This window comes from Citrobacter werkmanii, from assembly GCF_008693645.1.
Taxonomy (GTDB): Bacteria; Pseudomonadota; Gammaproteobacteria; order Enterobacterales; family Enterobacteriaceae; genus Citrobacter; species Citrobacter werkmanii.
In genome coordinates this window covers 796,699-821,747 of sequence record NZ_CP044101.1, presented here as the reverse complement: position 1 = coordinate 821,747, position 25,049 = coordinate 796,699, and the positions used below count along the sequence as shown (strand labels likewise).

22 protein-coding genes, 1 tRNA gene and 1 pseudogene are annotated in these 25,049 nt (G+C 51.4%); 12 read left to right on the top strand and 12 right to left on the bottom strand.

Features of this window, described 5'->3' with window-relative positions; all coding sequences use genetic code 11:
• Positions 1-199: 199 nt before the first annotated feature.
• The 4 genes from FOB24_RS04610 to FOB24_RS04595 all read left to right on the top strand — a co-directional run bounded on the left by FOB24_RS04610 (position 200) and on the right by FOB24_RS04595 (position 4,973).
• A complete protein-coding gene (locus FOB24_RS04610) occupies positions 200-1,132 on the top strand; it encodes a TIGR03756 family integrating conjugative element protein (RefSeq protein WP_223851244.1) in 933 nt (310 codons plus the stop codon).
• Between the two features lie 11 nt (positions 1,133-1,143).
• Positions 1,144-2,505, top strand: coding sequence for an integrating conjugative element protein (locus FOB24_RS04605; RefSeq protein ID WP_150344567.1), 1,362 nt, complete (start codon positions 1,144-1,146; stop codon positions 2,503-2,505).
• Positions 2,502-4,004, top strand: coding sequence for a conjugal transfer protein TraG N-terminal domain-containing protein (locus FOB24_RS04600; RefSeq protein WP_150344566.1), 1,503 nt, complete (start codon positions 2,502-2,504; stop codon positions 4,002-4,004). Before FOB24_RS04605 ends, FOB24_RS04600 begins: the two co-directional genes overlap by 4 nt.
• Before the next feature lie 96 nt (positions 4,005-4,100).
• Complete coding sequence (locus tag FOB24_RS04595) at positions 4,101-4,973, top strand: phosphorothioated DNA-binding restriction endonuclease (RefSeq protein ID WP_061382774.1); 873 nt, start codon at positions 4,101-4,103, stop codon at positions 4,971-4,973.
• A gap of 37 nt (positions 4,974-5,010) precedes the next feature.
• Here FOB24_RS04595 and glgS read toward each other — a convergent pair whose 3' ends face one another.
• The gene (gene glgS / locus FOB24_RS04590) at positions 5,011-5,211 is read right to left on the bottom strand and encodes a cell surface composition regulator GlgS (RefSeq protein ID WP_020845974.1); all 201 of its coding nucleotides are present in this window, start codon (positions 5,209-5,211) and stop codon (positions 5,011-5,013) included.
• A gap of 333 nt (positions 5,212-5,544) precedes the next feature.
• Between glgS and FOB24_RS04585 the strand changes: the two genes are divergently transcribed.
• From FOB24_RS04585 to FOB24_RS04575, 3 genes are all read left to right on the top strand, one after another.
• On the top strand, positions 5,545-5,835 hold the full coding sequence (locus FOB24_RS04585; protein WP_025713656.1) for a hypothetical protein: 291 nt from the start codon (positions 5,545-5,547) through the stop codon (positions 5,833-5,835).
• Positions 5,836-5,899: 64 nt separating this feature from the next.
• Positions 5,900-6,805 (top strand): ArdC family protein, encoded by a 906-nt coding sequence (locus tag FOB24_RS04580; protein ID WP_150344565.1) that lies wholly within the window; start codon positions 5,900-5,902, stop codon positions 6,803-6,805.
• Between the two features lie 64 nt (positions 6,806-6,869).
• Complete coding sequence (locus FOB24_RS04575) at positions 6,870-7,241, top strand: hypothetical protein (protein WP_150344564.1); 372 nt, start codon at positions 6,870-6,872, stop codon at positions 7,239-7,241.
• A 39-nt stretch (positions 7,242-7,280) separates the two neighbouring features.
• Here the strand turns inward: FOB24_RS04575 and FOB24_RS04570 are convergent, their stop codons facing one another.
• Positions 7,281-7,661, bottom strand: a complete 381-nt coding sequence (locus tag FOB24_RS04570; RefSeq protein WP_150344563.1) for a RidA family protein — start codon at positions 7,659-7,661, stop codon at positions 7,281-7,283.
• Positions 7,662-7,882: 221 nt separating this feature from the next.
• On the opposite strand from FOB24_RS04570, the gene mobH reads away from it, so the two are divergent.
• Positions 7,883-9,472, top strand: coding sequence for a MobH family relaxase (gene mobH / locus FOB24_RS04565; RefSeq protein ID WP_150344562.1), 1,590 nt, complete (start codon positions 7,883-7,885; stop codon positions 9,470-9,472).
• A gap of 55 nt (positions 9,473-9,527) precedes the next feature.
• Here the strand turns inward: mobH and FOB24_RS04560 are convergent, their stop codons facing one another.
• The 5 genes from FOB24_RS04560 to FOB24_RS04540 form a co-directional block, all read right to left on the bottom strand.
• The gene (locus FOB24_RS04560) at positions 9,528-10,181 is read right to left on the bottom strand and encodes an HNH endonuclease (protein WP_150344561.1); all 654 of its coding nucleotides are present in this window, start codon (positions 10,179-10,181) and stop codon (positions 9,528-9,530) included.
• A 111-nt stretch (positions 10,182-10,292) separates the two neighbouring features.
• A complete protein-coding gene (locus FOB24_RS04555; RefSeq protein WP_064188550.1) occupies positions 10,293-10,559 on the bottom strand; it encodes a hypothetical protein in 267 nt (88 codons plus the stop codon).
• A gap of 87 nt (positions 10,560-10,646) precedes the next feature.
• A complete protein-coding gene (locus FOB24_RS04550; RefSeq protein ID WP_064188549.1) occupies positions 10,647-11,942 on the bottom strand; it encodes a type II toxin-antitoxin system HipA family toxin in 1,296 nt (431 codons plus the stop codon).
• Between the two features lie 3 nt (positions 11,943-11,945).
• Entirely contained in the window at positions 11,946-12,197 is a 252-nt protein-coding gene (locus tag FOB24_RS04545) for a helix-turn-helix domain-containing protein (RefSeq protein WP_032724128.1), read from the bottom strand.
• 537 nt (positions 12,198-12,734) lie between these two features.
• A complete protein-coding gene (locus FOB24_RS04540) occupies positions 12,735-13,844 on the bottom strand; it encodes a hypothetical protein (RefSeq protein ID WP_064188548.1) in 1,110 nt (369 codons plus the stop codon).
• 142 nt (positions 13,845-13,986) lie between these two features.
• On the opposite strand from FOB24_RS04540, the gene FOB24_RS04535 reads away from it, so the two are divergent.
• Positions 13,987-15,138, top strand: coding sequence for a hypothetical protein (locus FOB24_RS04535; RefSeq protein WP_150344560.1), 1,152 nt, complete (start codon positions 13,987-13,989; stop codon positions 15,136-15,138).
• Positions 15,139-15,338: 200 nt separating this feature from the next.
• Positions 15,339-15,931 (top strand): annotated as a pseudogene (locus FOB24_RS04530) (tyrosine-type recombinase/integrase).
• Positions 15,932-16,200: 269 nt separating this feature from the next.
• Here the strand turns inward: FOB24_RS04530 and FOB24_RS04525 are convergent.
• The 4 genes from FOB24_RS04525 to FOB24_RS04510 form a co-directional block, all read right to left on the bottom strand.
• Positions 16,201-18,300 (bottom strand): hypothetical protein, encoded by a 2,100-nt coding sequence (locus FOB24_RS04525; protein ID WP_150344559.1) that lies wholly within the window; start codon positions 18,298-18,300, stop codon positions 16,201-16,203.
• 355 nt (positions 18,301-18,655) lie between these two features.
• Entirely contained in the window at positions 18,656-19,741 is a 1,086-nt protein-coding gene (locus tag FOB24_RS04520) for a PDDEXK family nuclease (RefSeq protein ID WP_064188545.1), read from the bottom strand.
• A gap of 259 nt (positions 19,742-20,000) precedes the next feature.
• Entirely contained in the window at positions 20,001-21,677 is a 1,677-nt protein-coding gene (locus FOB24_RS04515) for a tyrosine-type recombinase/integrase (RefSeq protein ID WP_150344558.1), read from the bottom strand.
• Positions 21,678-21,899: 222 nt separating this feature from the next.
• Positions 21,900-21,984, bottom strand: a tRNA-Leu gene (locus FOB24_RS04510).
• Positions 21,985-22,214: 230 nt separating this feature from the next.
• Between FOB24_RS04510 and ahr the strand changes: the two genes are divergently transcribed.
• Positions 22,215-23,234, top strand: a complete 1,020-nt coding sequence (ahr, locus tag FOB24_RS04505; protein ID WP_150344557.1) for an NADPH-dependent aldehyde reductase Ahr — start codon at positions 22,215-22,217, stop codon at positions 23,232-23,234.
• A 30-nt stretch (positions 23,235-23,264) separates the two neighbouring features.
• Here the strand turns inward: ahr and idnK are convergent, their stop codons facing one another.
• On the bottom strand, positions 23,265-23,786 hold the full coding sequence (idnK, locus tag FOB24_RS04500; protein WP_121529896.1) for a gluconokinase: 522 nt from the start codon (positions 23,784-23,786) through the stop codon (positions 23,265-23,267).
• A 216-nt stretch (positions 23,787-24,002) separates the two neighbouring features.
• Between idnK and idnD the strand changes: the two genes are divergently transcribed.
• On the top strand, positions 24,003-25,046 hold the full coding sequence (idnD, locus tag FOB24_RS04495; protein ID WP_150344556.1) for an L-idonate 5-dehydrogenase: 1,044 nt from the start codon (positions 24,003-24,005) through the stop codon (positions 25,044-25,046).
• The last annotated feature ends 3 nt before the right edge of the window (positions 25,047-25,049 follow it).

Here is a 25,049-nt window from a genome sequence, read left to right as displayed (position 1 = left end):
AAACACAATAAAAAATGAAGAAAAAAACAGGCCGGAACCACTTTCGTAGCCCGGCCTGAACCACAGAATAACACCAGAAAGCCCGGCAAAGGTTGATGACAGACTCAACAATTTTCACGGGCGGGTTCCAGTTTTCAGCAGTGATCGTATGAGCATTGCGCTACACCCGGCAGAAGAAAACTCTGTTGCCGGAGGCGTTATGCCAGACCGCTTTCCTCTTCTGTTGCCCCTGATGCTGTGCGCCGCTTTCCCGCTCAGAGCCATTACCACGCCGGAAATTGCAGCCTCCGCCCTGTCGCCGGACTGCGTGAACTACCGGGTAGTCGGCCTATGCTACTGGCTGTACTGCACGCCGTTCGGCTGTACGGTGCGCACGTCGGTGAAGGTCAGTCATTTCCGCCCGGATCTGGTGGTGTCGGCTTACAGCAACACCGGGCAAAGTCCGTGGGCAGAGATGTCGTTACTCAGCCCACCGTTGCCCGGTGTTGCCGAAGGCGGCGGCGATACTAATCCTCGTTCTGCCAGTCAGCACAGCAAGATCCGCTTTAAGAATGCCGATGCCATCGGCTTCCCGGCAGGCGATGAGCTGGCGACGTTTTTCACCCAGTTTGGCTATATCTGCTCACCTTCATCGCAACCTTTTCAACCGTACTTTCTGAGTCAACTCGATACGCTGGCATGGCGCAGCGGTGTGCCGGAAATGACCTACCCGGAGGCGCTGACGCCGGGCATGCGGGAAGTCGGTCGGAACGGCGATATGTGGGGCAATATCTACCCGCGCGCCGGAGCCATCAGCCAGACACACGACTATAAAGCCGCCGCCGTTATCGCCCAGCGCGTGGCCGATCTGGTGACGCGTACCGGGCAGTCGCATATCTACACGCCGCTGACAGCCTCATCGCGCGCCGGGTACTGGCCGCCCACCCCGGTTATCGAAGGCGACAGCGATAACCATCGCTGGCAAATGCTCACGCCGAAAAAATCCGCCGCCTGTTCGGTGTTCCCGGATGGCAGCGCCACCGACACCTACGCCGACAAGCTGGCGGAGGATGGCACGTACGCCTGGACGCTGTGGCGGCCTTACAAATGCTGTCCGCGCCGGGGGCAAACCTTCCTCGGCAGTACGGGTTAACGGAGGCGGTGATGAGAGTTCTTTGCCTGGTCTTACTGTTTTTCGCCTGGGTTTGCGTGGCGGCAGACGACTACAGCTTCCGCACGCGAGGCGCGGTTGACGACCAGCTTTACTATCAGATTGGCGGCGGCGAGGCAGTCATGCCGCCTCCGGTACGCCGCAGCCCCTCGCCGCTCAGCGTGGGCATTGGCTGGAACGCCGATATGATGTGCGGCAATTTCGACATCGACACCACGGTGCGCAACCAGCTAAACGGCATCACCGATGGCTTCCAGCAACTGATGGGTAACGTTATCCAGAGCGCCACTGGCGCGGTTGCCAGCCTGCCCGCGATGATTATCCAGCGCGCCAATCCGCAGCTTTATGATCTACTGACCAACGGCGTGCTGCAGGGGCGTCTGGATTTTGATAAGTCGCTGCTGAACTGCCAGAAAATGGCGGAGAAGATGACCGATTTGGCGACTGATTCCGCCTGGTTTTCCGGAGCCAAAGCGGAGAACTATCAGACCCTTGCCGCCAGCGATAATGACGCCATCCGCACCGACCAGAAAGCGGCAAAAGAGGCCGCCGAAAAGGGTAAACGCTGGGTAGGTGGCGAAAAGCGAGGCGGCAAAGGCCAGCCGCCAATTAAGGTGGTCCATGACGCCACCGCCGCAGGCTGGAATATTCTCAACCAGCAGCCCGCCACCAGCACCACGTCTCTTACCTCCTCCGAATGCGACGGAGAACTTTGTAGCACCTGGACATCCCCTGAAGAGGCCGCCGGATGGATGAGCCGCGTGGTGGGTGAGCAAACCATCAGCGTGGCGCAGGCCACCGACGATCCGGATGCACGTTCCGGCGCACAGGCGGGGATCGGCCTGCATCCACTGATCGACGAAGAAAAAGCGAAGATCCTGCCCCTCCTGACAGATCTGGTTAATGGCAGTCAGAAACCCGGCTTCGACAATCTGGCGAAAGCCTCCGGCGGATCCATGCAGCTTACCCGCGGCGTGGTCGAGGCGCTACGCGACGATCCGGATGTTGCCGTCCTCACCGAACGGCTGGCGGGAGAACTGGCGCTGGCCCGCGTCACCGAGCAGGCGCTGCTGGCCCGGCGTACGCTGCTCGCAGGCATGCGCGAGCCGAATATCGCCAACGTCAAAGAGGCGCAGGAGAGCTTAAGCAAAACCACCACCCAACTGGATGAAGAGCTGAGCCAGCTTAAGCTGGAACTTGATTTCCGCCAGGCGCTGACACGCAATACCGCAAGCCTTATCCTGCAACGCAAGCAGCAGCGCGACCAGCTTCAGGGACAGGCGGTGGAAGTGCCGGACGACAGCGACAGCCGTCTACACAACCTCAATAACCCGCAGCCGGACAGCCCGCGATGACCGCCAACAGCTATTTCGAGTACGTGCTCACCCTGCTCGGCTGGCTGGTGAACAACGGCGTGTGGCAGACGCTGACCGCCACCGGGCTGTTCGCCCTGCCCCTGCTGGCAAAACTGGTTGCCCTGTGGCTTAAAGCACGAGGCCAGGGGGCTGATGAGGGCAACGTCGCCCGCCTGCTGGTCGTCTGGGTGGAGCACTCGCTCTACAGCGCCCTGCTGGTGATCTTCTTCGCGGGTGTGCCGTTCCTCAATGTTGATATCAATACCCTCACCTACGACAGCCAGCGCACGAAGCAGTGCGGCTGGTCGGTGGTGCAGCCCGGTGATTCCGGCTACGCACCACTGATCAACGAACTCAGCGGCCAGAACGCCTCGGTGCCGGTCTGGTGGTACTTCACTCATGCGCTGGGCAAAGGCATCACCAGCGCCGCCGTCGCGGTGCTACCTTGCAAGCCGGACCTGCGCCAGTTGCGCTTTGAGGTGCAGCACACCCGGATCGCCGATCCGGCGCTGGCGCAGGAGCTACAGGATTTCGTTAACGACTGCTACGGGCCGTCGCGCGCACGCCTCAAGCGGCTGGGCAGCGATATCAGCGAGGAACAGAGTCGGGAAGTGGACTGGGTGGGATCGGCCTTTTATCTCGCCACACCAGGCTATTACGACCACGATCATTCCCATACGCCCCGCGCCGCCTGGCCTTATGACGCCAGCCGCGATGATGGCCTGAACGATACGGGTGGAGGAGGCTACCCAACGTGTAAGGAGTGGTGGTCCGATGGCGATACGGGGCTGAAAAACCGTCTGCTTAAGCAAGTCGATACCACGCTCTGGCAGCAACTGCAAAAACTGGGGCAGTCGAAAGACGAGTATGAAGAAGCGGTACTGCGCTCGCTGGTCAGCCCGCGCAATATGCAGGTATCGCAGGGCGGGCTGGTGTACAACGGGTTTGGTGGGAGTGCGGGGGAGAATCTCAGCCAGACGCAGTTACTGAGTCGTGTGGGCGGGATCATCGGCGCGGGGCTTTCCAGCTACGCCCTGTTTCCGGCGTTTGATAATGTCCGCCAGGCGCTGCCGATGGTGCAGGCGTTCCTCGAAATGGCGCTGGTAATTTGTATTCCGGTGCTCCTGCTGTTCTCGGCATGGGATCTTAAAACTGTCATCACGCTAAGCTTTGTGCAGTTCGCCCTGTTCTTTCTTACCTTCTGGTGGGAACTGGCCCGCTGGCTGGATAACTGGCTGATGCAGATGATGTACGACAGCGACACCCACTCGTACTTCAACCTCTGGGGGCTGCAAAACACCTCCGACGATCTGATTGTGAATATCATTATGGGCGTAATGTTCCTGGTGTTACCCGCATTCTGGCTGGGTGCGCTGACGTGGGCGGGCGTTAGGATCGGCGCAGCCTTCGCCGGAGTGATGGGTAGCGCGGTCGGCGATATCCGCAGCGCTGGTGAACAGGTCGGGAAGATGATCGTCAGTAAAACACGCATTCCCTGAAGATTTCGTACTGGCGGTGTGATGAATGGGGCTTGAGTCACCGGCATTTTGCGAGCATGATCGCAATAACATCAGCCTGTTACCCGGTTCATTCTTATGATCTCTCCAGAAACGCTGCAATCCGCCATCTCTAACGTCTCAGTCTGGCGTCAGGGTGACGTATGCGCGCCACATAAACCGCTGCTGCTGTTGTACGTACTGTCGCAGTACAAAGCAGGCCATCCACGCCTGTTTAACTACGGCCTGGAGATCCACGAACCGCTTACTCGCCTGCTGAAAGAGTTTGGCCCCAAGCGACGCACCGACTATCCCAATATGCCGTTCTGGCGGCTGCGAACAGACGGCTTCTGGGAGATCGCTCACGCAGAAGGTTGCAAACCGCGCAAGGGCAATACTCAGCCGACAAAGAAAGAACTGATTGATAACCAGGTGGCGGGCGGCTTCGATGAAGCGGCTTACCAGCAATTGCTGGCACATCCAGAGATGATCGACCAACTGGCTCAGAAGATCCTCACCGATCGCTTCCCGGAAAGTATTCAGCGGATCCTGGCCAACCAACTGGGATTCGATTTTATCGATCGCTCCAGGAACCGCGATCCGCGTTTCAGGGATATCGTTCTTCGCGCTTACCACTCACGGTGCGCGTTCTGTGGTTACGATCTCAGACTCGATGGCGCGCTGGTTGGTATTGAAGCGGCGCATATTCACTGGAAAGCGTACGGTGGTCCGTGCGTGGTAAACAATGGCCTGGCGCTCTGTACGTTGCACCACGATGCGTTTGATATGGGGGCATTCGGGCTGGATGAGAGTATGACCATCCGCATCTCCGGCGGCGTCAGTCGTAGCCCGGTGGTAGACCATCTGTTCTGGCACCGGGACGGCCAGCAGTTATTCCTCCCTTATGACAAAACGCAGTGGCCTGCTGAACAGTATGTTGGCTGGCACCGAAAACAGATTTTCAAAGCCTGAAAAACGCAACGGGCCGTTAAGCCCGTTGTTCGTTACATCACCGCAGTTCTATCACTCTCGCCCGCTCAGCCTGCTTTCGGTAGTGGTCGTATCGCTCCCGGAACCATGCTTGCTGTTCATCACTCATATTGCCGGTCACGGCATCGATATCTACTGGCTGGCCCAGGGCGTGCATACGGGCAAAACTGCGCGCCAGAAAATCAAAATTCTTCAATGCGTTTATATCTTGTTGGTTCATTAGCATATCCCTCCAGTCATTGTGTTTACTGTTCAAGGTCATATGCTTTTCTGATTTCAGTATCCGCCTGAAAAAGATCATTTTTTGAGCGATGAGTGCGCATCAATCTGCCTGCGTTCACATTTCAGGAACGACAAAACTCTTCAGCCCCGGTAATGATTTTCCCCTCCCTTTTATCACCCGCGCAGAAAACACTACCGCCAGCCATGCAGTAAGTTCGCCATGTATCCGGAAGGCGCGAACGGCGCAGATGCGCAGGATACCTGTACCATTCCATCCCGCAGGGAAATGCCCTGCGAAGGGTGTTCCCTGCTCATTTACAGGAGAAACACCATGTCGCTTTTCGATAAAAAACCGTCGTTAATGCCGGTGGTTATCGCCCCTGATGTCTGGCAATCCGCTGTGGAATTTCCCGCCGACCCGCAGCAGGTGGAAGAACGGCTGGGCAATTTGTTGCTCGCCGTACTGCTGACCCTGCGCACCGCCGGGGCATCCCGCAAGAAAGTCACCTTTACGATCTACTGCCAGCCGCCGCAGGGCGATATGAAAGTCCCTGTCGCATTACCGCTGTCGCTCAACTATCACGGCCACTATGTGCAGGTCTCGATGGCTGAACAGGCATAACCTCTCCCCGCCGGAGTCGCTTCCGGGTGGAGGCAGTTCCGGCTTCTTCCATGAGGATCGCACAATGGACAGAAGCAACGATATCTACCAGAAAGTCACCGACCAGATTATTGCTGAGCTGGAAAACGGCAATGTGCCGTGGATCCGCCCGTGGCGCGATGGCGAGCCGCCGTTCCCGATCAATGCGTTATCCGGTCGACCGTATCACGGCATCAACGTGCCGCTGCTGTGGAACAGCGCCGACAAGCAGAGCTTCGCCAGCGACCGCTGGCTGACGTTCCATCAGGTCAGCGCGCTCGGTGGGCAGGTACGCCGGGGGGAGAAATCCTCTCTGGCGGTGTTGTATCTGCCGCGCACACAGGAAGAGACCGATGCACTCGGCCAGCCGTTGCTGGATAAAGACGGTGAGCCGAAGGTGCGGCATTTCGGGATTATTCGTGAATTTCGGCTGTTTAACCTGTCGCAGTGTGACGGCCTGCCGCAGTCGCTGTCCGAGCCGTTTACCCGGCCCGCAGAGTCTGTGGAGATGGCCGAAACCATCGCGATGAATAGCGGCGTGACGCTACGCCATCGCCGCCAGTCGAAAGCGTATTACAAACCCGCGACCGACCTGGTGATGATGCCGCACCCGCAACAGTTTGCAAGCAGCGAGGCGTACTACGCCACGCTGCTGCATGAACTGACGCACGCTACTGGTCACGCTTCACGCCTCAACCGCCCCGGTATTGCCGGAGCAGAACGCACCGAAGCACTCTACGCCGCTGAAGAGTTAGTGGCGGAGATGGGGAGCGCCTTCCTGTGCGCCCATTGCGGCATTCAGGGCAGGCTCCAGCACGCCAGCTACATCGGCTACTGGCTGGATATTCTGCGCCAGGACAAGCGGGCAGTGATCCGCGCCAGCGGTATGGCGCGCCACGCCAGTGAATGGCTGCTCAACGCGGTACCACAACCCTGTCAGCTTAGCGCCTGACAGCCCACCCGCACGGGGAGCCTTCCCCGCCGGGAAGTTGCTCCCTTTTTCTGAGGATCAACGTATGGGACTCGATCTCTTCTTTTTCGAACGGGCAAAAAACGCGCCCGATGAAAGCCAGTACGCCAGAGTGGGTTATTTCCGCAAGGCGAACCCGTTACTCAAATGGGTGGATAAACACGTTGGGCTGGTGCGCAACCAAGTGCTGTTAGAAGTCACAAAAGCACATTTGCAGGCGCTTCTGAGTGACCTGCAGAGCCTGACGCCGGATAACTGCGGCGCGGTTTATCCCACCATTGACGGCTTTTTCTATGGTTATACCGATTATGGAGAACACTACTGGAAAGATGTCCGCACCGTCACTCGCTGGGTGAAGGAGACGCTGGAGACGTTTGATTTTGAGCGAGACAGGCTGATGTTTTATGCCTGGTGGTAAGTGGAACGGAGTGGCCGGTTTCGATCGGCCACTTTTACATCATTGCAGTGCAAGCACGGCTTCAATTTCAATATGAAGATCCGGGGAGAACAGTGCACTAACTTCGACAAGAGAACTGGCGGGCAAGCTCTCGCCATAGTTTGCATACAATACCTGACGCAATACTTTCAGCGAACCAATTGAAGTAACAAAAATCGTCACTTTAATCAGATTATCAAGCGTAATCCCCTCCGCTGTTGCTATCACCTTAAGTTGCCTGAATATTTCACTTGCCTGCGCAACAACATCACCACTCTGCGACTCAGAACCAAAAGCTGTCAGACCCGATATATATAGCGCCCCCTGGTGTGCAACTGCATGAACATAAGGAGCGTTAACTTCCCCCAGTTGCGGATAATTTTTTCTGACTAATCGTGCCATGACCTCGTCCTTGTATAAATTCATTATTTGTCAGCCAAATTGCGCTGCCATCTGCGCATAGTCCAGCCCGTAGAGACACCATCCTTATATTCGTTAAATGACCATCAACCTTCAACTCTTCCTCGCTGACAAAAATAACCTGCTGCATACAAAAGGCCCAAAGGGAGAAACTGCAAAGGAAGGGCGACAAGGGCAAAGGGGCCTGCCCGGAAAGGGGAAATATGCTGAAGTGGCTACAAAGACCATCATGGAGCCAGCCACCTGCGCCAGACGCTACGCTGTCGGAGGGCTGGTTTGCGCCACAATCCGCAGAACGATTACTGGCGACACCGTTACGCCAGTCCTGTTTGCAGCAGTTACGACAACTGACCCCGCTGCCGGATACCCTGTTCGATAGCTGGATCCTCACGGCGATTCATCGCTTCGCCGCCCTGGTGCAACTGCTACCCGCCTCACAAAGTCATCACCATTCCACTCCCGGCGGGCTGCTGGATCATTCGCTGGAAGTTGCCTGCAACGCCATCCGACTGCGCCAGGGTTATCTGCTGCCACCTGAAGCAGGTGCGGAAGAACAGGCGCGGCAGGCCAGCGCATGGACGGTCGCGGTGGTCTGCGCGGCATTGCTGCACGATACGGGAAAAATCGCCGTGGATATGGAGATTGATCAACGTGATGGCACCCGCTGGCATTCGTGGCAGGGTAATCTGGCACAGCCTTATCGCTGGCAGTACCATAGCCACGGTCGCGACTATCATCTGCATCCGGCAGCTGGCGCAATGTTGATTAATCAGTTGATACCCTCGCCATTACTGGACTGGCTGGCCGGATACCCGGCGGCTTTTGCGTCCCTGATTTATCAGCTCACCGGACACTACGAAAGGGCTGGCGCACTGGCTGAACTGGTGCAGCAGGCCGATAAAGCCTCTGTCGCCCGATACCTCGGCGGCGATATCAAAACCGCGCTGGCGCAAAAGCCCTCTTCCTTCCCCCAGCAACTTCTTACAGCCTTGCGGTCGCTGGTACAGAACGAGTACCGGCTCAATAATCCCGAATGCGGATCAGATGGCTGGTTGACGGAGGATGCGCTGTGGCTTATCAGCAAAACCACCGCCGACCGGGTTCGCGCCTGGCTGCTCCAGCATGGCGTATCTAGCGTGCCGGAAAACAATAACCGCCTGTTTGACGAACTGCTGACGCATCAGCTTATCGTTGCCAATGAGGATAAAGCGATCTGGCGCTGCATTATCCGATCGGATAAGGGCTGGTCGCCCGTTGAACCGCTGACGCTGCTGCGCCTGACACCGTCTGCAATATGGGAGCTAGGCGAACAACGTCCCGCCGGTTTTGCCGGTGATGTGACGCCGGTAAGCAAAGCTGAACCCGTCCCTGAACTTAGCGCACCCACTCAACCGCTGCCGGAGATAGCAGACGACCCGAGGCTTGGTGACAATAATAATTTCCTGCAGTGGCTGAAGACCCACACCAGCCCTTCAACCACGGTGAATACCCGAAACGGCAAGGTACATGTGGTGGAAAACCATCTTTTCTTGATTTCGCCGGGGATCTTTAAGACATACGCAGCAGAAACTACAGGCGATACCGGCGACGGCTGGAAACTGGCACAGCGAATGTTTCAGGAGTCAGGGCTTGCCCTGCGCTGTAATGATGACAGTTTTATCTGGACCTGCGAGGTTCGGGTTCCACAAAAGAAAAGTAGTCAGTTGAAAGGTTTTCTGATGGAAGATCCGAAGCAGGTATTGGGGGAGAAAGTGCCGGTGAATAATCCGTGGCTGAAGTTGCTGCGCGAATAGCAATTTATATCAAAATACTCTCTTCCACCGAGCTACAGCGAATGGGCTTTAATACCTAAAGAGCCGCATGATATTCAATAATTGATTTCAATTCTTCAGGCGAAAAAGGCGGATTACGCCGATGCAACATGGCGTGGCAATTAGGGCAGACGGGAATAAGATCTTTTTTGGGATCCAGAGAGTAATTCTCTTTGATGTCTGATAGCGGAATCAGGTGATGTATATGGATAAAACCTTTTGCTATCTCACCATACACCTTCATCATATCAATACCACATACTCTGCACAGACAACCATGCCAGGCTAATGCGGCCTGGCGGGCCTTACGGTCGCGTTCATAGCGGTTAACCGTTACCTGCGTAGCTGCACCTTCATTAAATACGCTCTGCGGCGGCAGTTCATCAGGAAAAATACTGATGGCAGGCTGCTCGTTACCCAAATTTTTCTCAACGATCTGAAACCCTTGATCGGTAAGCAACTTGACGCATTTCGACTTGATACCACCACTAAAATCTTCAGGGGAAAACTCAACGCCTGTCATATTTGAAGCAACAATACCGACTATAGCTTTCGGTGGATAACTGCGCCCTTCAAAGACCACATCATACAGCCGGGACTCGCTGAACTGGTGGCGTACACCTTCATCATAGGCGCGCATAGCCGCAATAATGCATTCCCTGGTAAGCTGGTCTGGCAGTTTCTTCTTCATTTACAACTCATCATCCCTGAAACGACATATGCTAACTCTTTATTTTATAGCATATTAATTTATCCGGTGATAAACAGCACTCTTCAATTTCGCGTTACCGGGATACGGACATCAGTGCAGCGGCAGCGTAACGTAGCGGCAGAGAAACCGCGCTTCATGCTGATTGTCCAGCCGCACCTGAAAAACATCGTGTGTATCCTGCTCGAATGCGTCTTCGCGCCACGCCAGCAGACCCCGTTGGTTCATGCGGATAATAATCTGATCGGGCGTTTCGCCCTGATTCAATGCTTCGACTACCTGTTGCAGGGGAAGCGGTAGCGTCTGAGCAGGCCACATCACTTCTACGCTCACGAGCTGGCGGTGTGTCCGGGGTAACATCGGTAGTTTCCTCCATAGCTATAATTTCGCGGTTAATTAGCCATGAAATAGGGGTATTTTTTACTGTTTCAACTACTACCGAGATGGCTACGGAATACGCGCTGACTGATGCCTTAATCCTTCAAAAATAGCTTCGCTTATGTGCTCTGGGAATCCTGCAGGTAACATCGTTTCCACTTTTGAGATCACCGATTCAGTTCGTTGTTTCATCTCCGCCAGCAATTGCTCAACCTGCAAAACGGGAAAGCTCACTTCTCGCGCAGTGGAAAGAAAATGACGGGGCATGATTGTACTCCAGTGAAAATGGCGATTACGTCCGGATAGCGCCATCGCCATTTTAGCTTTTCTGGGAGGAATACCTTTCGGGTGCATCAAAGGGTAAGCAGACATTACATCGTAAAGCGGGGCCATACGGTAAGCGCTGTTTGGTTCAAGGAATACACTGAAGTTTTTGGCATGGCCATCAATTGCCGCCAACATCCAGAAAAAGATCTGACTTCTGAAAAACAAAATCCTGTCCTTAAGCGGTTGTTGAGAACCCAGTAACAAATCCATGCTTCTGGCGATTCCTGGCCCACCATCAGATTCATACTTAAGCGCCGGAGCTACACCCAATGCCTGACAAAAGTCTTCCGTTGGCAAACGCATCAGCCACTGACCATCTTTAGCCCATCGCCGATCGAAACGTTCAACAATCAGTATCTTTTGTTGCCCAAAATACGCAACTCGGGTATCCGCAACGGGAAAACCAAACTCAGCCGCTATTTTTGAACACAGCCACTCATTTTCAACGCTCTCGCGAAGGTCAATTCCGTTATTGGCGATATAGCCAATAGGTAGTTTAAAAATATGGCTTGTCGGTGTGCTCCCGCGTGGCCTACACCATCGATTATTCCACCAGAGCAGAGCTGTTTTTTCCTGTGCACCCGCCAGTGAAATACGAAAATCATCGACCTCTGCCTGCATACCCAATGGAGCATCTTTGTATCCCTGCAGCAGATGTTCTATTTCGTTTTCAGTTAAGGGTTCGGCATCCACTCTCTGAATAGATGGAATATCGGTTTCATAAGGCCAAAGCTGTATAGCCCCAACACAGTCCATCCCAATACGTGCTAACAAGTCGAAAGGTTGCTTTGTGGGCGCATGGAACCGCGCCTGAATCCGGCTACGAATTTGCTCACTATCTGGCAAAAGATTATCAAAAAAGTTATAAACGATTTCGCCACGATAACGCTCTTCCCGTAACGGCATCGAAAGAGAAATAGCACGAGAACCAGCTCTTTCCAGCCAGTCTCTTTGGTAGTAAAAAGACATTTCACCGCCCGCTGTTTTCTCCAGCGTACCAACAATGATGCCATTTAGCGCAACCGTTAATCTTTCCACGGATCACCACTCCTGGTCCCAACCCTCAGATGTTTTGTTTTTACCCTTTCGGCTTACGACCTGAAGTTCAAGATCCAGAGCGGCAAGCAGCTTAAAAAGCGTGTCCAGCCGTGTCCCCTCCGGATGATTCTCAAACTCTGAAACCGTTGATTGCTTCATGCTCATACTTTCAGCAGCTTCGCGTTGAGTCAGCTTACGTTGCTTGCGTGCATCCCTGACTGCCTGAGCCAGCATTTTGGGTGAGGTTACGTTCATTTTATCCCCCATGACAGATATTTTTAGTATATCCGCTTCAGGGGATATTTCAAATTTATCCCCTGTGAGGGATAATATTTTTAATTGTACACAGTTTCACTGTCGTATCCATGTAGCTCTGTCTCACCCCAAAAGACATCGTTAACAGCACTATGCAGAAAACTATGATTGACGACCAGAAATTCTATCGAGATACAGCAACAACATGGTGATAACACTCATGTTTATAAACATAAGGCTAAAACATGTTTATGGCATCGACATGTTCTGGCTATATGTCGATAAAAACAGTTTTTATAAACATATAGGCGGGATGCTGGAAACGTCTCACTTGTATTCGGTCGGATGTGATTTGACATCTTTATGATTCAGGGTCATTCCTGTATGACAAACCACTTTACACGACTCAATAGTGAGTAAGTCGGCCTTCCTCAAAGACTGATTTGCTTCTCGCTCATAGCAGAGCTATCAGTTTCCTACATGCCGCTTTGTGCCAACAGCAGACATCACTTGCGCGACTGTTTAGGCATCAAATTATCATGATGTTGACGTTAGTAATCGGTTCGTGCGAGATGGAAATATTGTTTCGGACAGCAATTTAATGGACTCAGTATCCATGATACTTCCTTCCGTGAGCTCGGTACCTCTACTGAGAAGGAGATCAATATCCTCAATAAAATTGAGCACTACGGTTACGGCAGCGAATAAATTCTCATCTCGTTTAACATACCCTGAGGTCCGCTCGTAGATGCTTGCTGCAAGATTATTATGGGAAAATTCAGTGTAGTACTGAGCGAGTCTTTCGGCCTCATTATCCTGAACCCAGTCGCCATTGCGATCTTTGGTGAATATTAGCGCACGATAGTTTTTGCATTTAAACTTCCCTTCCTTAACAGGAACTCCGAACACTAAACTATTAAGCAGTGCCCGTAATTTTACACGTAGCGCCGTTAGCGAGTCCATATACCCCATGTAGAGCTCCTGGTTAAAGCACACTGAGATAAGATTGAGACTGTTAAGCATTTCAATTAACGCACCAAGGAAGCTTTTAACTCTCGTACCGATAAAATCCGGATAAGTCATTTCCGTAACATCTGGTTCGTAACGATACCCCCCCGTAGTATATTCTCTCGATGTGTACATGGAATAATCCATTGTTTCATTCCCAACAACCAATTGTACGCTACCCAAATAGTCATCTATTAAGGCATCAGTTATTCCCGCTAACCTAGCAGCTAAACGGCCACCATGGTCGAGCACTCTCTCTGCCTTTACCGCCTCACTTGTATGTAAATGATCACATTGAGTAAAGAAATGATTAATCTCACCAGCCAACTCAGCGAATTTGACATCAGTCAGAAAATCAATTTTTCCTTCAATTCGGTTCAGAATGCTCCTTTGCTTGTCGAATGACTCACGAATCTTAATTGACATCAATCGTTGAGAGAGGCAAATCTCATCTCTTAAGGCTACGAACAGAGCAGGAGTGTACTCAGATTGATTACTCTTGGTAACCGTTTTGAGATTGGCAACCATTCTTCCATTTGAGGTATCCATCACGGACAAGCCGATTACACGCCATTCGCCGTTATCGATCTTTTCCCTAGCCCCTGGGCTCATTACTGCGTCATACGATACTGATTTCATTTGTTATCACCATTAGATAGACTGCAAGAAGTTCATCAAATGTAGTGAAGTTTAGTGCTCAAAAAAAGAGAGACTTTGGTTTGACCAAACTCCCCTCACTGCTCTGAACCTAATTCTGAATTGCCACTTGGAGGTGTGCGTAATGGCTCTACTGGAACCACATGAAATAAGTATGCTAAATCATCTGGATTGGTTACTCTCTTGTGACCTACTTGTTTGGGATGAGCTTAAGGCTGGTCGGTGTGATGAAGTAATTAACCTACATAAAGAGATAAATAAAAACATAGCCCTTTATATTTACTTGAATCCCGGAGATTCAACGTCGGCTCAATTGGAAAATCAAAAAGACGATATTTCAAAAATACTAATGGATTACCTCTACGCAAAAAAATCAAAAGCCTCGTGGGAAGTGATGGCGATTGAACAGCACATCATGAAAAATTACTCAGATCTGGTTGCTATAATTAATGATAAAATCATCACCAATTCAATCATAGGTATTTTAGATAAAATCACACATCATCACTCCATTCCGTGGACAACAATAATATCTCGCCAAATTAAATTTTCGATGGCATTCGATACTTACTATAGTTGGTTATGGGGTAATTATATTAAAGATGCTTTATTTTATCCTAGAAAACGTCCGAAATTAGTTGATACCCACACATGGGAAGACTGGCTTAAAGTTAGAGAGAATGAAAATTCACTTGAGGAAAAAATCCCGCAGGAAGAAGCAAAAGTTATTATCGAGAAATGGAACAAAACCACTAAAAATAATTATGGACTAAGTGGCATTGTAGCTGGTTTTTTGAGGGATGCAGATGAAGAACCTATTTCAATTAACAACGAATTAATTGATAATGCTTTTATCATTAACATCCCAAAAGAAATTGATGAGAGTAGGTTCAATTCGGTTATCTGTGACATAAGAACTTTACTCTTCACACGACAGAAACCGTTGCATACAATAAAAGATTATTTAACCCATTACTTACCCACCAGTGTTCGTGGTGAACTTTATAAACGACAAATATTGGAACAAAGGAATCAATTTCTTGGCTATTTTACAGCGATGCTCTGCGATCGCATGTACCACTACAGGAAACAAATCAATGAAGGCTTAGAAATACACCCAAAAATAACCTCATATAACACTGCTGCTGTCCATGCTAATGAATACATGAAAGATTACGGTATCATCTATGGTACGGATTCAATTTTAAAAATGAGAAGGAAATTAATAGTTGATATTATCCCGCAATTGCGTGAAAATTTTAAAAACTTAAACTAATCGTAATTGGAGGATATTTAAAAAACACCGCAATCCATAATTTTTAGCGCTTTATGGTGTTTCCTTATGACTGTAAGGAAAGCCGCCTACCAGTAAAGAGTAGTCCAGCTGTTGAAATTATTATGGTAAGGACTAACATCCGATTCTCGCTCATAAGGGACAACCATACTCAAATCTCCAACATTGCAGGAGATTTGAGTATGAACATGTCACCGTGGAATAAAGACCGTATCATAGGCCAAAAAAGACCACTTCAGATATCTCATATCTGTGGGATCCGAATCCGGCTTGAACTGGAAGGTAAAACGCGTGATTTAGCTCTGTTCAATATGGCCTTAGATAGTAAGCTACGAGGCTGCGATCTGGTGAATCTCAAAGTATCTGATGTTGAATATGGTATGCTCGGTTTCAAGCAGAGCAACGGTGCTGCAACAGAAAACCGGTAGCCCTGTGCAATTTGAGATAACCAAAGGGACAAGAGAAGCTGTTGCTGCATTGATAAAGCTTGGCAATTTGCACAGTAAAGACTTCTTGTTTCGGTCTCGGATCGGAACTAACCGGCACATATCAACCCGACAATACAGCCGAATTTTTCATGGGTGGGTAGAAAAGCTTGGCCTCGAAGCTTCGCTTTACAGCGCACATTCCATGAGAAGAACAAAACCTTACCTGATCCAAGAATCTCCGGATGATCCAACTTCTGTTGGGCCATAAGAAACTGGAAAGCACAGTCCGTTATCTGGGCATCGAAGTCGATGATAAATTAGAGATATCTGAATCGATTGAAGTCTAAGGTTGTCAGGGCTGCAACAGCAGCCCTGACAACAGCGGACGTTAATGAGAACAATCTGTGGCAATCAACGGGGTGGGGTCAGTTCATAAATGACCCTGAGGTTTCTGTTAAACCTGTGGCGATTCAACTGACCTTTGATATTGCGGTTTCAAATCTACGTTATAAAGCTTCGCTCTTTGAGCCGATGCAGCCCAAACGAGGATACAGATTTGGCTGACTATAAACTTCTGCTTTTGAGCGAGTTGGAGCATGAATTTCTTCCTGACACATCAATCCGATTGGCGGCGAACCTCGATGTCAACGATGTGGCGAGGCATTCGCCCAAGCCGAAGATCACCGTTAGCGATGGCAATGACGTCCTCATGCTCGTCACCAGCCCACAGGCCAACAAGCTCGTGCAGAAAAAAATCCGCGTAGGAGCAGCTGGCGTCGCGTACCTGCATCGCCAAAACAGTAGTTTTGCTCGTGTGCAACTGGGTCAAATTTCTGACGAGCCGCGCTGGGGCAACCCAGAGAACCGGGTGAGGCGAGGCCGGAGTCGTGAACAGGTAATAGGCGTGTTCTGACTGCTTGAGTATGTCCTCGCACTGCAGCAGGTCGATGCCTACTGTCGAACTGAAGCCCCGTCCCGAAACAGTGCCTCTGCGCTTTTTCACCTGCATAAGGGTCGCACGCTGGATCACTGTTTCCCCCTTGTCCACGATACGGCTCAGGAACAGCACGTCTGCCCCCAGCGGAGCCCCGGCTGATGTGTTCGCCCCTTCCTCTCGCTTGCTAGGTTGACGCACCTTCACTGTCAGGCTCGGATATGTCGCCCGCGTCGTAACCGAGAGTTGATGTAACTGGTCACTCGCGTTGTTCAACGCCTCCATTGTCAGAGTCAGGAGGCGCGCCGTATGGGCCTCCTCGTCATCTCCCCAGGTCTCCGAATATTCGCGACAAAATTTTTCCTCCATCTGGCTAAGCGCCCTATGGATGACGCGCTCCACGGAAGGGTCGCTCAGCCAAGTTTGGGCTCCTACGCTAGGCAACGCAGTAGCACCCTCGCCCCGGCCTACTGGCCCCTCCAGGTCCAGTGCCCCCTGCTTGGACCGCACTAGTCCCTTGCTCCTCAGTTGCAGTTGCCTTGCAGGAGTACCGACAAGCCGATTCGCAAACGCCAGATGCTCCTCGTCATCCATCAATCGCAAAAGCACTGGCTCGACTTCGGCAAATGCCGTCTGCTCGAGCCAAAGGCAGGCAAAATTGAGGAGCCCCTGGGCTAATTCAGGTTCCTCATTCACCAGATCGAACAGATCCTGCCGCCAGGCCTCGCGGGCGGCCGGGCCTAGTTGGGTCCACAGCGTTTCTCGATCCCACGGCTGGGATGGCAATTCTCTGAGGCTGGCAATGACGCTTTGCTGACTAGAGCGCGCTGGGTCTCCAAACTCGTGCCAAGCCGCCGCAAGTGCGAGGTCCGAGGGTATAGTGTCCCCGGACAATTCAGCAAGCCTCGAGAAGGCTTTGGCAACGCACTCCTTGATATTGTTTTCCTTCTCTTTCTGCGAACGGATATTCCAGCGCAGGAACAGATTACGTACATCTTCCGGCAATATCTTGCAGCAATGTTGGATAAGCTTAGGAAAGACTGACGGAACTGCTTGTTCAAAAACCTGTTCGCAAGCCCACCGGGATGTCTGCACTGTCGGCGAATTCGCAAATAGAGAGAAGACGAGCTCTTGCCTTGTGACGCTTGAATAGTCCGACGACATGCCGATATGATTCTTCAAATAGTCGCGTACACGCTGCCAATACAGCTTGACCAGTTTCTCGAAAGCCCAATTATTCTGCCACTGGTGAGGGTCGACTAGTTGAAGAACATCGATGCAATCTTCCTCGGACGTATTGTCCACCAACGCCTCCATGATCTGCTGATCGTCCAAAAAATTACGCCGATAATATGAACGGTCATCGAGCAACCAGTTCACCCAAAGCGCACGTGGCTCGATTTCCGCTACAATGATTTCACGTAAGCCCGGGGGATCGACCTTAAGTAAGCCATTCCTGAAGGTATCCTGAGCGCACCGGTAAGAATTTGGGTCCAAGATAGAGGACGAATTCTCAATCCCCGTGGATCCGTGTCCGAGAACTTTTAAGGTCAGCGCTATCTGCCCCTGCTGTGCCGCATACTTGAATTCGTCTTTAAACTGTTCACGCTTCCAACCCGTAAAAACGTGGTTATCAGGTGATATGTGGGAGTAGTCCAGACGAAGCATGTCTTTGTGGATGGTAAAATACTGTGAGAGGAATTCGACAAGCGGCTGAGCCCAACCTTCCAACGAAATACTGGCAACTGCCAGTTGATCGTCGAAGTCAATATTTAAGAACAAGATGATCTCCCTTTTCCGTAGCTGGCGCCGACGACCTTCGCCATGGTGATCTGCAAAATCTCAATAAGCCCACTATAGCCAAATCGCAGGCGGTTCAAGGAACCACTCTTAGACAACAACAGACATTATAGAATTCCGTTGAACTTTTTATTACTTCTACCTAAACAAATTTGCATATTACCGATCCACTTTAGCCAGATCATGATTGACCTGTTTCCAGTTGACCGACACACGCCATTGTTAGCAAGATTCATAGTGACTCAACTACGAACTTCTGCTCTTCGCTCACAGCGGATCTTCAGCTCAGCCAACTAGTCCGCTTAATGCCAACAGCGAACTTCGCTGAAATCAGCGCTTACTGACCGAATTCAGATTGCACAAATTTTAATGTCTGCCCATGCCGCAATTTACAGACGATATTTTGGTTCGCGAAGATGCCAGGAAATGTTTTCGCCTGTTCTCTCGGAAGAGACTTGATCCAACGAACACCAACAACCCATTCGGAAAGCTCTTCATTGTCAGAGTTTGCGTTTGGGTGTTCCGCTTTCAATCCTGCAGAGAGTAGAGGAACATTCGAATCAGTTATGAAATCGCGAATCATAACCGCTGGTTTGGTCACTTCCCCAAAGCCGACGTAACCGCATCCCTTCATGTAAGCATAAATTTTGTCACCAACTGCAAGACGATTAAGTGCAGATGAATACACCTTCCCTTGACCTGCTCCAATAAAGCCAAATTGTCTGTTATCGTCCCAAGTTCGATATTCGCATTCGCCCACATTCACGAACCAACTACCAGTCCATTCATCTTGATTAGAAGCAATTGTTCTTTGCTTAACTTCTTTTCGTTCAATATAATCTTTAGCCTCCGGCAACGGAATAATTGTTTCCGGCTTGATAAATAGCTCACCATCAGAATCGATAAATGGAGCAATCCGAGTGCATTGAATATCTATGCCATATTCTCGCAACCATAATACTGCGGAGATGACTTCAGAGTTAAACTCTTTTGAGGCCAAAATAATATGCTGTTTCGCGTTAAGTAACTCAATGTCAGCATCAATAAATTCCTCAATTTTTTTAGTCGCATCAAATTCTGACTTGTTTAAATAGGACGCGTATAGCTTAAAAATCTCACCGGGCAAGAGACTTGAGCAATACGATGCATACTTTATTGCCTGCCATTCAACGGACGAGCCAGAATCATCCCGTTTCAACTCAACCACAACAAGTGCTGCCGATTTATTTACGCAAAGCAAATCAAGGCGCTTACCAGAGGCAAGAATGACCTCTTTGCCAATGACAAGTAGTTCCTCACCTAAAATAGTCGGGCTTTTTTCGATCCATTCCTGAATATCAAAACGTTCCTTCAGCCCAAGTTCCGAGAAGTTTGTTGGTTTCAGTTTGATTAGTGTCTTATTTATTATATCTACACGAAACATTGGCTCTATCTCCTTTCAAACGTTTCCTACACATGAATATGCCATATTCAGCGGGATGCCTACACTACTATGACCATAAAAGATAGTACGCAACGTCAGCTCCTCGCTCTTAGCTGACTGTCAAATTTAACTAATCACTGAGAGTGCCAAGCTAAACCACAGCCAACATTGTTCGCCTATATAAATGCCAGTTGTTTTGCTCCCGTTGCCCTGACATAAACGGCCATGCTCATGGAATGACTAAATACCAGAATCTTCCCTATCCCCCCAACTCTACCTCATCCTGCGCTGCCAGCAGTACCAACTCTGACTTTGATACCAGCAGATCTTTCGGCCTCCCGCCGCGCAACCTGCGGTTTGCCGAACCGAACCAGATAGCCAGCCCCCACGGGGTTTTACGCTCCTTAAACAGTGAGAGAATCAAACGGACAACCTTAAGAGGCCGCATTTTCTCATCCAGAACATAATCCGGGTACAGATCCTCCCCGTCGACCTTCAACGAGAATATCTTCCCGGCGGCTTTCCAGCCTTTCGGACCAGCCTCAGGATCGGCAGAACGGAAACCCGCTTTTGCCGATAACTCAGACGCTGTAAGCCATTCCGAGTCGGCCAGTATTCTGGCTTTCAGCTCCTCTAGCTGCCGGTCATTGCGCTCCTGGAAGCTCATATGGTCGAGTGTGCCTCCCGGCGACTTTTTAAAGCCATACGGCACCACATGCCTGAACCGGTTTGCATCCAGATAATCCGCCCACCACTGCATCATTTCCCGGCGCTCTTCCAGGTGCTGCGCCTTATGGATATACGCCGCTCGCACGCGCTTACGCTCCTGATGGCTCATCTGGCGCTCTACCGCGTCGCTTGACCACAGGCCCGACTCCACCAGCGCGCTACAGGCCATAGTGCGAAAACCATGGCCGCAGACGTCTTTCTGGGTGTCGTAGCCCATCACCCGCAGCGCTTTGTTGATGGTGTTTTCGCTCATCGGTTTGTGGTAATTGTGATCGCCGGGAAACACCAGTTCAGTTCCCGATCTGCAATGCTGCCGCACCTCGTGCAGCAGTTCGATGGCCTGACGCGACAATGGGACCAGGTGTGGGGAGTGCATCTTCGCCCCACGCGCTGAATATTTAACGCCGGGGATCGGCTCACGCTCGGCGGGGATTGTCCACATGGCGTTACGCAGGTCAATTTCATCCCAGCGGGCAAAGCGCAGTTCGCTGGAACGGATAAACAGCAGCAGCGCCAGCTTTACCGCCAGTTGAGTCAGTTGACGGCCTTTGTAATCGTCGATTCTTTCCAGGAAATCAGGGATAAGATTCAGATCCAGCGCCGGGTGGTGACGTACTTTGGGCGTGGAGACCGCGCCGGTTAAATCTGATGCAGGGTTATGATCGATAATGCCGTTCTGGACGGCATAGCGCATCACGCAGGCAGTGCGCTGCTGAAGCCGGGAAGCAACATCCAGTTTGCCCGCTTTCTCCACCTCCTTGATGGGCACCAGAAGGTCTTTGACCTTCATTTTAGTGATGTCGCAGCTGCCGTTCGTGGGGAATACGTAAAGCTCGAAATAACGCAGCACCCGCTTCTTATGTTCCGCCGACCAGTTCACGTTACTGGTGACCCATTCGCGTGCCACAGACTCAAACGTATGTTCCGGCGTTATCGCAAGACGTTCAGCCTTTCGGTGTGCACTCGGGTCGATGCCGGAGATCAGCAGTAATTGTGCCTCTTCACGCATGCGTCTTGCCTGTGCAAGCGTCAAAAGCGGATAAGGACCTAAAGCGAGCTTTTTCTCTTTGTTTACAAAGCGGTACTTGATGTACCAGCGTTTTGAACCGTTAGGGTTAACCAGCAGGTAAAGTCCATGCGAGTCACTGAGCTTATACGGCTTGCCACAAGGCTTGGCGTGGACTATAGCGCGATCTGTTAGTGCCATTTGGGGGCCTCACTATTATCGAACTACGTCTAAGCCCCCAATTTGGCCCCCAAATCGCGTGGATGTCAATGGATGAAAAATGACCAACACGTAAAGACCACAAAATAAAAATGGTTATTATTGAAAAATAAATTATCTTTGAATTACAGACGGATATGGACGAATTTGGACGAAAATGGACACAAAAAAAGCCACCCTTAGGTAGCTAATTATTGCATCACTTGGTGCCGAAGGCCGGACTCGAACCGGCACGTATTTCTACGGTTGATTTTGAATCAACTGCGTCTACCGATTTCGCCACTCCGGCACGGAAGGGATGCGGAAAACGTTGTGGATTATACCTGTCATGCGCCACCATGCAAGCGTCAGCGTGCGTATGGCCCGCTAAGTGTTGAAAATTTCAGCATTACCTTTCGGAGCTGCAATCAACATCACGGTTTAGTCCCCGCAATAACCTCCTTAAGCCCCCGTTCTGCGAAGCGTCCCGTTTCCCCATGCTCTACACTTCCAATTCAACACCACACTGAGGGAAACACGATGTCGATGATAAAAAGCTACGCCGCAAAATCGGCGGGCAGCGAACTCGAACTCTATGAATATGATGCGGGCGAGCTTAAGCCGGAAGATGTCGAGGTACAGGTCGATTACTGCGGTATCTGCCATTCCGATTTGTCGATGATCGACAACGAATGGGGGTTCTCTCAGTATCCGCTGGTTGCCGGGCATGAGGTGATTGGTCGCGTGGCGGCGCTCGGCAGCGCGGCGCAGGATAAGGGTCTGAAAGTTGGCCAGCGCGTCGGCGTTGGCTGGACGGCGCGCAGCTGCGGGCATTGCGACGCCTGTATCAGCGGTAATCAGATTAACTGCCTGCAAGGTTCCGTTCCCACGATTCTCAATCGCGGTGGCTTTGCCGAGAAGCTGCGGGCCGACTGGCAGTGGGTGATCCCGCTGCCGGAGAGCATCGACCTGGCGGCGGCTGGCCCATTGCTGTGCGGCGGTATCACGGTGTTCAAACCGCTACTGATGCACCACATCACTGCCACCAGCCGCGTCGGGGTGATCGGCATCGGCGGCCTGGGGCATATCGCCATTAAACTGTTACACGCGATGGGCTGCGAGGTGACCGCGTTCAGCTCCAATCCGGCGAAAGAGCAGGAGGTACTGGCGATGGGAGCGGATAAGGTGGTCAACAGCCGCGATCCGGATGCGCTAAAAGCGCTGGCGGGCCAGTTCGATCTCATCATTAACACGGTTAACGTCGACCTCGACTGGCAGCCCTATTTTGAAGCGCTGGCCTACGGCGGTAACTTCCATACCGTCGGTGCGGTGCTGAAACCGTTGCCGGTGCCGGCATTTACCTTAATTGCCGGCGATCGTAGCATCTCCGGTTCGGCGACCGGTACGCCCTTCGAGCTGCGTAAGCTGATGAAGTTTGCCGGGCGCAGCAAGGTGTCGCCGACTACCGAACTGTACCCGATGTCGCAAATTAACGACGCTATCCAGCACGTGCGCGACGGCAAAGCCCGCTACCGCGTGGTGCTGAAAGCCGACTTCTGATGCAGGGCTCAGTCCCGCAAGGGGCTGGGCCTATTGCCCGCTACGAAACGCAAGCACTGCCAGGCGGCACTGTTCCGTCACATGCTCGATGTCATGGTTCACATCGATGCGGGCAATATCGCGTTCATCTTCCTGCGGACATTCCAGCGCGTCGAACTGGCTTTTTAACAAGCCCACCGGCATAAAATGCCCTGCCCGACGCTGCATGCGTGCCAGAATGGTCTCGTAATCACCATCCAGCCACAGAAAATGCACATTCGGGCTGCCCTGCCGCAATATATCGCGGTACTGTTTTTTTAATGATGAGCAGACAATAAATCCGGTCTCATTCTTTTTATATAAACTGTATGAGGCATCATTTAATCGCGCTAACCAGGGAAGTCTGTCCTCATCGGTTAATGGAATACCCTCAGACATTTTATCAATATTTTTAGCTGGATGAAGATCGTCGCCATCAATGAATTTAGCCGATAATACAGCGGCAATTTTGCTGCCAATTAAAGATTTACCGCTCCCCGAAACGCCCATCAAAATATAACTTTCCCCGGCCATCAAAAAACTCCAGATTTATATTCCATGAGGCGATACTACGCCTTGCACATTGCAGAATTCACCTTTTTTCGGCACGACCGCACAGATTTACAAGGCGCATCACGTTATGCGTAACATTGTAGTGTAACAATTTTCCAGCGTGACCTACTTCACAAATAATAATAATTAAAACCGTTTTAATGCTGTCGAGGTTACTACCTGACCAGTGAGGCATTTATGCAAGTCAAAACCCAATCCTGCGTTGTCGCGGGTAAGAAAACTGTTGCCGTTACCGACCAGAATATTGAATGGGATAATAAAGGGACATTAGTAAAAATTACCCGCGGTGGTATTTGCGGTTCCGATTTACATTATTATCAGGAAGGGAAAGTCGGTAATTTCACTGTTAAAGCGCCGATGATTTTAGGCCATGAAGTTATTGGTAAAGTGGTGCACAGCGACTCCAAAGAATTACATGAAGGCCAGTCAGTGGCGATTAATCCGTCGAAGCCGTGCGGCCACTGTAAATATTGTCTGCGGCATGAAGAAAACCAGTGCACGGAAATGCGCTTTTTTGGTAGCGCCATGTATTTTCCCCATGTCGACGGCGGTTTTACCCGGTTTAAAACCGTCGATACCGCGCAGTGTATCCCCTACCCCCAAGAGGCCGATGAAAAAGTCATGGCCTTTGCCGAACCACTGGCGGTCGCGATCCACGCCGCGCATGAAGCAGGCGACCTGCAGGGCAAGCGCGTGTTTATCTCTGGCGTCGGTCCTATCGGCTGCCTGATCGTCAGCGCGGTAAAAACGCTCGGTGCGGCAGAGATTGTCTGTGCTGATATCAGCCCGCGTTCGCTGTCGCTGGCCCAGCAGATGGGGGCCGACACGCTGATTAACCCGCAGCAGGACTCGCTCGAGGAGTGGAAAAAAGAGAAAGGCTACTTCGACGTTAGCTTCGAAGTCTCCGGTCATCCGTCCTCAATCACCACCTGTCTGGAAGTGACCCGCGCAAAAGGCGTGATGGTGCAGGTCGGCATGGGCGGCGCGGTGCCGGACTTCCCGATGATGATGCTGATCGGCAAAGAGATCGCGCTCAAAGGTTCGTTCCGCTTTACCACCGAGTTCAACACCGCGGTGTCGTGGCTGGCGAATAACGTTATCGATCCGCTGCCGTTACTCAGTGCCGAATATCCATTTACCGAGCTTGAACAAGCGCTGATCTTCGCCGGGGACAAAACCCAGGCGGCAAAGGTCCAGCTCGTTTTTGCAGAAACAAAATAAGGA

Bases quoted from the DNA above. Each gene is read 5' to 3' on its own strand.
- idnK (WP_121529896.1), bottom strand. From the start codon at position 23,786: ATGGCCGGGGAAAGTTATATTTTGATGGGCGTTTCGGGGAGCGGTAAA.
- mobH (WP_150344562.1), top strand. From the start codon at position 7,883: ATGCTGAAGTGGCTACAAAGACCATCATGGAGCCAGCCACCTGCGCCA.
- FOB24_RS04575 (WP_150344564.1), top strand. From the start codon at position 6,870: ATGGGACTCGATCTCTTCTTTTTCGAACGGGCAAAAAACGCGCCCGAT.
- FOB24_RS04580 (WP_150344565.1), top strand. From the start codon at position 5,900: ATGGACAGAAGCAACGATATCTACCAGAAAGTCACCGACCAGATTATT.
- FOB24_RS04560 (WP_150344561.1), bottom strand. From the start codon at position 10,181: ATGAAGAAGAAACTGCCAGACCAGCTTACCAGGGAATGCATTATTGCG.
- FOB24_RS04555 (WP_064188550.1), bottom strand. From the start codon at position 10,559: ATGTTACCCCGGACACACCGCCAGCTCGTGAGCGTAGAAGTGATGTGG.
- FOB24_RS04515 (WP_150344558.1), bottom strand. From the start codon at position 21,677: ATGGCACTAACAGATCGCGCTATAGTCCACGCCAAGCCTTGTGGCAAG.
- FOB24_RS04540 (WP_064188548.1), bottom strand. From the start codon at position 13,844: ATGAAATCAGTATCGTATGACGCAGTAATGAGCCCAGGGGCTAGGGAA.
- idnD (WP_150344556.1), top strand. From the start codon at position 24,003: ATGCAAGTCAAAACCCAATCCTGCGTTGTCGCGGGTAAGAAAACTGTT.
- FOB24_RS04585 (WP_025713656.1), top strand. From the start codon at position 5,545: ATGTCGCTTTTCGATAAAAAACCGTCGTTAATGCCGGTGGTTATCGCC.
- FOB24_RS04535 (WP_150344560.1), top strand. From the start codon at position 13,987: ATGGCTCTACTGGAACCACATGAAATAAGTATGCTAAATCATCTGGAT.
- glgS (WP_020845974.1), bottom strand. From the start codon at position 5,211: ATGAACCAACAAGATATAAACGCATTGAAGAATTTTGATTTTCTGGCG.
- ahr (WP_150344557.1), top strand. From the start codon at position 22,215: ATGTCGATGATAAAAAGCTACGCCGCAAAATCGGCGGGCAGCGAACTC.
- FOB24_RS04600 (WP_150344566.1), top strand. From the start codon at position 2,502: ATGACCGCCAACAGCTATTTCGAGTACGTGCTCACCCTGCTCGGCTGG.
- FOB24_RS04570 (WP_150344563.1), bottom strand. From the start codon at position 7,661: ATGGCACGATTAGTCAGAAAAAATTATCCGCAACTGGGGGAAGTTAAC.
- FOB24_RS04610 (WP_223851244.1), top strand. From the start codon at position 200: ATGCCAGACCGCTTTCCTCTTCTGTTGCCCCTGATGCTGTGCGCCGCT.
- FOB24_RS04520 (WP_064188545.1), bottom strand. From the start codon at position 19,741: ATGTTTCGTGTAGATATAATAAATAAGACACTAATCAAACTGAAACCA.
- FOB24_RS04605 (WP_150344567.1), top strand. From the start codon at position 1,144: ATGAGAGTTCTTTGCCTGGTCTTACTGTTTTTCGCCTGGGTTTGCGTG.
- FOB24_RS04545 (WP_032724128.1), bottom strand. From the start codon at position 12,197: ATGAACGTAACCTCACCCAAAATGCTGGCTCAGGCAGTCAGGGATGCA.
- FOB24_RS04595 (WP_061382774.1), top strand. From the start codon at position 4,101: ATGATCTCTCCAGAAACGCTGCAATCCGCCATCTCTAACGTCTCAGTC.